The following is an 8,565-nucleotide window of genomic DNA, read 5'->3' as shown; positions in this document are numbered from 1 at the left end:
ATTTCGACGTGAGTGATCCGATCCCCCTTCGGTAACATTTTACCTGAGTGATTGCGGATACTTGCCGAGAAGTGCGATTATTGGTATAGTATTTAGGTATGCGAGTCATTGTCCCGACACGGGACGCTCGCTCCTTGCTCCCGCACGGGGGCCTTCAGTCCATAAGGAGGTGAACGGAGATGCGCAAGTACGAAGTGATGTACATCATCCGTCCGGACGTTGAACAGGAGACGCTCCAAGCGGTCGTCGAGAAGTTCAACGCGATCATCGCGAATGGCGGCGAAGTCATCAAGTCCGAAGTTCTGGGCAAGCGCCGTCTGGCTTACGAGATCCAGAAGTTCCGCGACGGCATCTATGTGCTGGTGAACTTCAACGCCACGCCCGAAGTCGTGGCGGAGCTCGAACGCGTACTCAGGATCACGGACGAAGTCATCCGCCATCTGATCGTGCGCGACGACGTCGCGTAAACGCGCGAAATCCGCGGAAGCACATTCCGATTGGGAGGTCCAGGCCATGTTGAACCGGGTCATATTGATCGGGAGATTGACGCGGGATCCCGAGATGCGCTATACGCCTTCCGGCGTGGCCGTCACGCAGTTTACGCTGGCGGTTGACCGGCCGTTTACGAACAGCACCGGGGAGCGCGAAGCGGATTTCATCCCGATCGTCGTCTGGCGCCAATTGGCCGAGACATGCGCGAACTATCTGCGCAAAGGCCGTCTCGCAGCGGTCGAAGGCCGGATTCAGGTGCGCCATTATGACAATAACGAAGGGCGCAGAGTGTATGTGACCGAAGTGGTGGCCGACAACGTGCGGTTCCTTGAACCGCCGAACCGGGAAAACCGCGACGATGCCGGAGGTTACGGCGCGGGGGCCGGCTATTCGGGCGGCTACGGCGGATCGTCCGGCGGTTACGGCGGCGGCCGCGGCGGCGCCCGCAACGACGACCCGTTCAAGGATGACGGACGCCCAATCGATATTTCGGAAGACGATCTGCCATTCTGATTTCTGAAGCAAAGGAGGACGGACCATGAGCGAGCAACAACAAGCGCAGCCGCAGCAATCGCAGCAACAGCAGCAGCCGCAGCAGCGGCCGGAGCGCGAACGCCGTTACGGCGGCCGCAAAGGGCGGAACAAGCGCCGGAAAGTCTGCTATTTCACGGTGAACAAGATCACGCACATCGACTATAAAGACACCGAACTGCTCCGCAAGTTCATCAGCGAGCGCGGCAAGATTCTGCCCCGCCGCGTGACGGGCACGAGCGCGAAATATCAGCGGATGCTGACGACGGCCATCAAGCGGGCCCGCCAGCTGGCGCTGCTGCCGTACACGACGGAGTAATCGGCAGGCAGAAATCCCGGACCTCACAAGAGGGACCGGGATTTTTTATGTTATACTGCTACTCATGTGAAAATTTTTACGTACTTTTGGTTAAATCTCAGGCCTTCTGTTCAAAGACTCGGCGGGCGTCCGTCCGCTATAATTACAGGAAGAAGGCCTGGGCAGCAACGGGAAATCGGTTGATGGCTGCCGACAAAACAACAAAGATGCGGGCGGGAGGAACGGAAGACGGGATGCAACCTCCGATACTGCGGGACATTTCGCCGTTCGTGCGATGCGTGAAGATCACCCGGTCGGAAGGACTGGCCGGCGAATGGCTGGATTACGATCACGTGTTTACCTACATCGAACAGGGCAAAGCCGACTTCATTCTGAACGGGGTAAAATACGAAGCGGCGGAAGGCGACGTCATTCTCATGCCTCCGCTGCTCAAACATCTGATCTACGCTGCTCCCGGCTCGACGCTCGTGCAGTATATCGTCCATTTCGATCTGTACGAAGCGGAGGAGCGGGAAAAGTGGCGGACGATCGGCATTACGGACAAGCGGCAGCTCGACGTGCCGCCGAGGGAGCGGGCGCTGGAGCGGATGCCGCCGCTGGTCCGGGTCCGCGCTGCCGACCGCGTCGAACTGCGGCGGCAGTTCCATCGGCTGCTGGAGCTCTACCGGGAGGAAGACAGCCCGGTCCGGCGGCTACGGATGAAGGCGGTCGCCATCGAGCTGATCGCCCTGTATCTTCGCAGCCTCGATGCGGCCGCGACGGACGGCGTCGAGACGAAGGGCTGGGTTCCGATCGAGCGCTGCATCGCGTACATTCACGGGCACTATACGGATCCGGACTTGACGAATGCGCGGATCGCCGGCGCCATCGGTTTCTCGCCCGGCTACCTGTCCATGCTGTTCAAGGAGCAGCTCGGCACGACGATCCACAAATATATCACATCGGTCCGCATCGAGCAGGCGAAGCGGCTCATCCTGGAGGGCGGCGCGACGCTCACGGAGATCGCCGAGCGGGTCGGGTTTGCGAGCATTCACCATTTCAGCCGCATTTTCCGGAAAGAGACGGGCGTTCCGCCCAGCCGGTACGCGGCGGAAAGCAAGTGTCACCATGACCATGCAAAAGGAGAGTCCGTTTCATGAACAGGCAAATCGTATTCACGGCCCCCTGGCAAGTGGAAGTCCGGAAAGAAGCGGTGCCCGACCGTCCGCTTGTCGGACGCGAAGCGCTCGTCCGCAAGCTGTATACCCTGATCAGCCCGGGAACGGAGCTTGCCTGTCTGTCCGGCGGGGAAAGTTGGTTCCGCATGCCGGGCATTCCCGGCTACGCCGCGGTCAGCCGGATCGAGGCGGTCGGGCCGGAAGCCCGGGGGTTTGCGGCCGGCGATATCGTGTTCCACTATGGCAATCACAGCGAGTATGAGATCGTGAAGGCGGAAGGCGTCTTCCTGAAAGTGCCGGACGGCCTCGAGCTGCCCCTGGTGCCGTTCACGCGGATGGCGACGGTGGCGATGACGAGCCTGCGCGTGTCGACGATTGAATTGGGCGACCATGTTGCCGTTACCGGACTCGGCCTGATCGGCAACATGGCGGCGCAGCTTGCGGGATTGCAAGGGGCGACGGTCATCGGCGTCGACCTGTCGGAGAACCGGCGCAGGCTGGCGGAAGCCTGCGGCATCTCGCATACGGTCGCCGGCGGCGAGGGCGCGGCGGAGCGGGTCAAGGCGATCGCCGAAGGCGGCGTCGGTACATTGATCGAAGCGACGGGCGTGCCGCAGGTCGCGGTTGAAAGCGTCTCATGGATCCGCCAATACGGCGAATTGATTCTGCTCGGCAGTCCGCGCGGCCGTTACGAGACGGACGTGACGGATCTGCTCAACAGCGTGCATCTGAACGGGCGCGGCTGCATTACGTTCAAGGGCGCCCATGAATGGCGGTTCCCGGTCGAGGAAGACCCGTTCGTGAAACATTCGCTCGTCCGCAACTCCAAGGTGGTGTTCGGCCTCCTGAAAAGCGGCCGTCTCCGGGTGGAGCCGCTGATCAGCCACATCCTCGCGCCGGAAGAAGCGGCCGCGGCGTATGACGGGTTGAAGAACCGCAAAGATGAGTACCAGGGCGTCCTGTTCAAATGGGTGTAGCGCGCAGGGAAGGAGAGATGGCAGCGATGATCAGAGGATTGACAAGGGCAGGCCTCGGCACGAAATGGACGGATGAAGAGCTGATCCGCAAGGCGGGCGAATACGGATTCGGCGCGGTCGATTTCGACCCGCGCGGCTTGATCGGCGAGAAGGGATTGGACGGCGCAAGGCGGCTCCTGGATGAGACGGGCGTCCGGCTCGGCGCGATCGGCCTGCCGGTCGAATGGCGCAAGTCGGATGCCGAGTTCCGCGCCGGGCTGCCGCAATTGGCGGAGATCGCCGAAGCAGCGGCCGCATTGGGCGGAACGCGCTGCTGCACCTACATCCTGCCGTCGACGGACGAGCCGGCCGCGCGGTTCATGGCGAAAGCGGTCGTCCGGCTGCGCGCCTGCGCCGAGCTGCTCGGCGCCTACGGCATCCGGCTCGGCCTTGAGTTCGTCGGACCGCATCATCTGCGGACGGCATGGCGCCATCCGTTCATCTGGACGATCGAAGAGACGCTCGAATTCGCGGCGGCCATCGGCACGCCGAACGTCGGGCTGCTCGTCGACGTCTACCATGTCGTCACGACGGGAGCCGGTCCGGACGATATCCGGCGGCTCGACAAGCGGCAGGTGGTTCATGTGCACATCAACGACGCCAAGAACTTGCCGGTGCACGAGCTGCGGGACAACGACCGGCTGATTACCGGCGAAGGCGTGCTTGACCTGAAGGGATTCGTCGACGCGCTCCGCGACATCGGCTACGACGGTCCGGTGGCGCAGGAAGTGCTGACGCCGGCGCCGCCGGAAGAAGATCCGGAGGAGCTCATCAAACGCACGAAAGCCGGCTTTGACCGGCTGTTCGGATTAGAGGAATGATTTTCCATACGAAACTTTTCAGGCTGTTCCCTCGTCATATTCGCAGACGGGCGGAACAGCCTGTTCGTTATTTGCGGATGGTCCGCAAGGGTTCAGAAACGACGGCTCTCCCTGTCGGCAATCGGCCCGACGATCGGCACCAGAAACTTCCTTTCCTGAAGCGCCAGCAGCATGCAGCCGATCCAGCAGACCAGCATGGCCGGAACGAGCAGCATGTTGAAGAACCAGCCGATGAGCGGGATGAAGGAAAGCACGACGTTCATAATAAACAGCGACGCGAACAGCAGCGTGGATTGGAGCGCGTGAAACTTGACGAATCGGCTGTCCTTCTCTATGGCGAGAAAGATCAGTCCGGTGATGAAGCCGAGCGCATAGCAGAGCATCGCGGCGATGCGGATCTCCAGACCGGTGGAAGAGCGGCCGTTCACGGCGATCACCTCGCGGCGGGGAAGCTTGACGCAAGGTCAGCTTGCCCCGTGTTCTACTGCATACGTATTCGCACGCCGCAAGGTATAGAACGGCCGGCGGGTGCGAAAAACGTTGGGAGGACAGGAAGGATGAGACTGTCGCGCAGAAAGGCATGGGCGGCCGGCTTGCTCGCGGGGTTCGTCCTGCTGGGCCTGACCGGATATTGGTTCCGGACGCAGATCGCACTGGCGGCTTTTGATCTTTTTTTCGCCAAACGGGTAAAAGCGCAGCTTGAGCGGTCCTACCAGCCGATCGACCGCAGCGCGCCGGAAGGTCGGCAGGACGACCGGCTTCCGGACGGCCGGGAGGAAGCGGCGGAGAAGGCCGATCGGCCGTTCACCCTGCTGCTGCTCGGCTCCGACAGCCGGGGACGGGGACGCGGCCGGTCCGACACGATGATCGTAACGGCCGTCCGGCCGCGCGACAGCGCCATGCTGCTTGTCTCGATTCCGCGCGATGCGCGGGTATCCATTCCCGGACGGGAGAAGCCCGAGAAGATTGCCCACGCCTATGCCTACGGCGGCGCGGGGCTGGCGGTCGAGACGGTTGAACGGTTTCTGGATATCGAGATCGATCATTACGCATCGATCAATTTCAAGGGTTTCCGCGAGGTGATCGACACGATCGGCGGCATCAAGCTGCCGATCGAGAAGGACCTTGTGAACAAAGACCCGAATCACGAGCACTTCGTTGTAAAAGCCGGACAGCCGTTTTACAATGGAGAGGATGCGCTGAACTATGTCCGGTTCCGCGAAGACGCCGGCGGAGACGCAAGCCGCACGAAGCGCCAGCAGATTTTCCTGCAGGCGATCATCGACAAGGCGTCGGAAGTCGGCGAGTGGCGCAAAATTCCGGAACTGATCGAGATTATGGGAAGCAATTTCGCGACGGACATTCCGCCGGACGATCTGCTCCGGCTTGCGGAGCAGATGCTGAGAAGCAAGACGCGCCCGATTTACAGTCATACGCTTGAGGGAAAAGGCCGGATGGAGGGCGGCGTCTGGTACTTCATCGCGGACGAGCGCGATGCGGAGCAGGTGACATCATGGATCCGCGCCTGGCTGGATGCCGATGCGGACTTTCAGTCGCTGCCGAAACCTGAGCAGGCCGGGACGGACGGGCGCTGAATCGGCCGGAGGTATCGTCCGCGGGAACGGGGGAACGGCATGAACATCGCTTTTTTTCTGCTGCCGAAGCAGGAAGTGGTCTGTGTGACGATTGAATCGACGCTGCGGCAGGCGCTTGAGCGGATGGAGTATCACCGCTATTCGGCCGTTCCGATTCTGGATGCGGAAGGCCGCTACGCGGGAACGGTGACGGAGGGCGATCTGCTCTGGTACATGAAGAGCCGGCCGGACCTCAAGTTCACGGAGACGCATCGCGTGCCGCTCAAGGAAGTGCCGCTGCGGCTCGATCACAAGGCGGTCAGCATCGACGCCCAGATGGCGGATCTGATCGCACTCGTCAAAGTGCAGAATTTCGTGCCGGTGACCGACGACATGAACCGGTTCATCGGCATTGTGCGGCGCAGTGAAATCATTGATTATTGCACGGGTGTCATGATGGAACAGGGACTGCTGCCGGGGACGGACAACAAGCTGACGCCGGCGGCGGAAGACGGATACGGGAGGCAGACATGACGGAACAACGAAACGGCGCAGGCGGACGCGGCTTCAAGACCCGCGTCCTGCTGCCGTTCATCGCGGCGGCCATTGTGATCCTGGCGGCAGCGGCGGTCTGGTGGTTCACGCAGGACGGCGGCAATGCCGGGCAGGAACCGGGAAGGATCGCGGAGCAGCCGAACGATCAGACGGATGAAGGAACGGACGGCAATGCGGGCGACACGCCGCAGGAGCCGGATGAAGGCGCCGGCGGGGAAGAGGATTCCGCCGCGGAGCCCGGAGAAGACCAGCCGTACGATCCGGATAAAGACGTGACGCAGGAAGAACTGGATGCGACCTACGACATCGTCATCACGAACGGCCGCGTCATCAATCCGGAGACCGGACTCGATCGCGAAGGTCTCAACATCGGCATCACCGGCAAGACGATCGGCGTCATCACCTCGCATCCGCTCAAAGGCAGCCAGGTCATTGACGCGGCGGGCCTTGTCGTCGCGCCGGGCTTCATCGACAATTTGTCGTATGATCCGAATGCGCTCGGCGTCTGGACGAAGATCGCCGACGGTGTCACGACGAACATCGCGATGCACGGCGGCACGACAAATCCGAAAGTGTGGCTCGACCACTACGAGCGGGAGCATCCGCCGGTTCACTTCGGCGCGTCGTTCTTCGTGATGCAGGCGCGGAACTCGTTAGGGATAGGCCGCTATGACGCGGCGACGCCCGCCCAGATCGAGAAGCTCAAAGAGATGGCGGAGCGAGCGCTGAACGACGGCGCGCTCGGCATTTCGTTCAGCCTCGAATACGCGCCGGGCACCGACTCGAACGAGGTGCTGGCGCTGGCGAAGCTGGCCGCCGAGTACAACGTGCCCGTCTATTTCCACGGCCGGTATTCCGACGTCGAGGAGCCGGGTACGGAGACGGACACGATGGAGGAGATTATCGGCTACGCGCGGGAGACGGGCGCGGCCGTCCACATTGACCATATCAACAGCACCGGCGGAACGTTCGACATGAAGCGGGCGCTGCAGATGATCGAGGAAGCGCGGGCCGAGGGGCTGGACGTCACCGCCTGCACGTATGCCTACGATTTCTGGGGCACCTACCTGAACTCCGCCCGGTTCGACAAGGGCTGGCAGGAGCGGTTCCGAATCGGTTACGACGATCTGCAGATCGCGGGCACGTCGGAACGGCTGACGGCGGAGACATTCGCCAAATACCGGAAGGAAGGCAAGCTCGCGGTGGCCTACGCCATCCCGCCGGAGTCGGTCATCGAAGCGTTCAAATCGCCGTATGTCATGATCGGTTCGGACGCGATCCTCGAGCCGGGGAACAACAACCACCCGCGGGCTTCGGGCAACTTCGCACGGGCGATCGGCATGTACGTGCGCGAGCTGGAAGTCGTGCCGCTGATCGACATGATCGACAAGCTGAGCACGATGCCGGCGAAGCGGCTGGAGAAACAGGTGCCCGCGCTGCGGAAGAAAGGCCGGATCGCGAAGGGCATGGACGCGGACATCGTCATCTTCGACTTCGCGACGATTGCCGATCAGGCGACGGTCGAGCGGCCGGACCTGCCGTCGAAAGGCATCGAATACGTGCTGGTCGAAGGCCAGGTCGTGCTCGAGAACGGCGTCGTGAACAAAAAGGTCCGCCCGGGCCGGGGCATTCGCAGCGAATTCGTGCGGGTGTCGGAGTCGGCGGGAACGATGCACTGGGACGGCGCCGAATATCCGCTCGTCGCATTCCGCGACGCCCGGTATTTCGATCTGACCGCATTGACCGAGCGCGGCTTCGGCCTTGTCTGGGACGGCGTCACGCATACCTACACGGTGTCCGAAGGCTCGTCCGCCGCGGACGGACCGGCTGCCGGTTCCAAGCCGGGCGTCATGCCGGAGAAGGGCGTGCTGATGCTCGAGCGCGGCTACCGCGCGGCGGGACCGGGCGGCGCGGAGACGGAGCTCGTCTCGATCGGCAGCCGCGTGTTCGCCCCGCTGTCGTTCCTGACGCAACTGGGATATCACGTGTCCGACGAAGGCGATGTCATCACGGTCGAGCGCTGAACGGACGATGGAGACGATACCAGGGACCTCCCGCGGCGGAGGTCCCTTTTCACATCTTCTATTCCATTCGTTCACC

At 62.3% G+C, this 8,565-nt stretch carries 10 protein-coding genes; 9 read left to right on the top strand and 1 reads right to left on the bottom strand.

Going from position 1 to position 8,565, the window contains the following annotated elements; all coding sequences use genetic code 11:
- Nucleotides 1-179: 179 nt before the first annotated feature.
- The 6 genes from rpsF to KJQ12_RS18845 all read left to right on the top strand — a co-directional run bounded on the left by rpsF (nucleotide 180) and on the right by KJQ12_RS18845 (nucleotide 4,336).
- Nucleotides 180-467 (top strand): 30S ribosomal protein S6, encoded by a 288-nt coding sequence (gene rpsF, locus KJQ12_RS18870; protein ID WP_213486939.1) that lies wholly within the window; start codon nucleotides 180-182, stop codon nucleotides 465-467.
- A 46-nt stretch (nucleotides 468-513) separates the two neighbouring features.
- Complete coding sequence (gene ssb / locus KJQ12_RS18865; RefSeq protein WP_015256516.1) at nucleotides 514-1,005, top strand: single-stranded DNA-binding protein; 492 nt, start codon at nucleotides 514-516, stop codon at nucleotides 1,003-1,005.
- Between the two features lie 25 nt (nucleotides 1,006-1,030).
- Nucleotides 1,031-1,342, top strand: coding sequence for a 30S ribosomal protein S18 (gene rpsR / locus KJQ12_RS18860; RefSeq protein WP_015256517.1), 312 nt, complete (start codon nucleotides 1,031-1,033; stop codon nucleotides 1,340-1,342).
- A 233-nt stretch (nucleotides 1,343-1,575) separates the two neighbouring features.
- Complete coding sequence (locus tag KJQ12_RS18855; RefSeq protein WP_213486937.1) at nucleotides 1,576-2,481, top strand: AraC family transcriptional regulator; 906 nt, start codon at nucleotides 1,576-1,578, stop codon at nucleotides 2,479-2,481.
- Nucleotides 2,478-3,476: a zinc-dependent alcohol dehydrogenase gene (locus KJQ12_RS18850; RefSeq protein ID WP_244860694.1), complete on the top strand. Its 999-nt coding sequence runs from the start codon at nucleotides 2,478-2,480 to the stop codon at nucleotides 3,474-3,476. The genes KJQ12_RS18855 and KJQ12_RS18850 overlap by 4 nt, the downstream gene beginning before the upstream one ends.
- Nucleotides 3,477-3,502: 26 nt before the next feature.
- Nucleotides 3,503-4,336 (top strand): sugar phosphate isomerase/epimerase family protein, encoded by an 834-nt coding sequence (locus tag KJQ12_RS18845; RefSeq protein ID WP_213486935.1) that lies wholly within the window; start codon nucleotides 3,503-3,505, stop codon nucleotides 4,334-4,336.
- 92 nt (nucleotides 4,337-4,428) lie between these two features.
- On the opposite strand, the gene KJQ12_RS18840 is transcribed toward KJQ12_RS18845, so the two are convergent.
- A complete protein-coding gene (locus tag KJQ12_RS18840) occupies nucleotides 4,429-4,764 on the bottom strand; it encodes a DUF4870 domain-containing protein (protein ID WP_015256521.1) in 336 nt (111 codons plus the stop codon).
- Between the two features lie 129 nt (nucleotides 4,765-4,893).
- Here KJQ12_RS18840 and KJQ12_RS18835 point away from each other — a divergent pair, with 129 nt between their 5' ends.
- The 3 genes from KJQ12_RS18835 to KJQ12_RS18825 are packed head-to-tail and all read left to right on the top strand — an operon-like array spanning nucleotide 4,894 to nucleotide 8,489.
- Nucleotides 4,894-5,931, top strand: coding sequence for an LCP family protein (locus KJQ12_RS18835; protein ID WP_213486933.1), 1,038 nt, complete (start codon nucleotides 4,894-4,896; stop codon nucleotides 5,929-5,931).
- Nucleotides 5,932-5,970: 39 nt separating this feature from the next.
- A complete protein-coding gene (locus tag KJQ12_RS18830; protein ID WP_213486931.1) occupies nucleotides 5,971-6,444 on the top strand; it encodes a CBS domain-containing protein in 474 nt (157 codons plus the stop codon).
- Nucleotides 6,441-8,489, top strand: coding sequence for an amidohydrolase family protein (locus KJQ12_RS18825; RefSeq protein ID WP_213486929.1), 2,049 nt, complete (start codon nucleotides 6,441-6,443; stop codon nucleotides 8,487-8,489). Before KJQ12_RS18830 ends, KJQ12_RS18825 begins: the two co-directional genes overlap by 4 nt.
- Nucleotides 8,490-8,565: the final 76 nt, after the last annotated feature.

This window comes from Thermobacillus xylanilyticus, from assembly GCF_907165215.1.
GTDB classification, from domain to species: Bacteria; Bacillota; Bacilli; order Paenibacillales; family Paenibacillaceae; genus Thermobacillus; species Thermobacillus xylanilyticus.
This window is presented reverse-complemented; position numbering and strand designations above follow the sequence as displayed.

Excerpts from the sequence above, each read along its gene's own strand:
- KJQ12_RS18850 (WP_244860694.1), top strand. The coding sequence starts at position 2,478 with ATGAACAGGCAAATCGTATTCACGGCCCCCTGGCAAGTGGAAGTCCGG.
- KJQ12_RS18830 (WP_213486931.1), top strand. The coding sequence starts at position 5,971 with ATGAACATCGCTTTTTTTCTGCTGCCGAAGCAGGAAGTGGTCTGTGTG.
- KJQ12_RS18845 (WP_213486935.1), top strand. The coding sequence starts at position 3,503 with ATGATCAGAGGATTGACAAGGGCAGGCCTCGGCACGAAATGGACGGAT.
- KJQ12_RS18835 (WP_213486933.1), top strand. The coding sequence starts at position 4,894 with ATGAGACTGTCGCGCAGAAAGGCATGGGCGGCCGGCTTGCTCGCGGGG.
- KJQ12_RS18825 (WP_213486929.1), top strand. The coding sequence starts at position 6,441 with ATGACGGAACAACGAAACGGCGCAGGCGGACGCGGCTTCAAGACCCGC.
- ssb (WP_015256516.1), top strand. The coding sequence starts at position 514 with ATGTTGAACCGGGTCATATTGATCGGGAGATTGACGCGGGATCCCGAG.
- rpsF (WP_213486939.1), top strand. The coding sequence starts at position 180 with ATGCGCAAGTACGAAGTGATGTACATCATCCGTCCGGACGTTGAACAG.
- rpsR (WP_015256517.1), top strand. The coding sequence starts at position 1,031 with ATGAGCGAGCAACAACAAGCGCAGCCGCAGCAATCGCAGCAACAGCAG.
- KJQ12_RS18855 (WP_213486937.1), top strand. The coding sequence starts at position 1,576 with ATGCAACCTCCGATACTGCGGGACATTTCGCCGTTCGTGCGATGCGTG.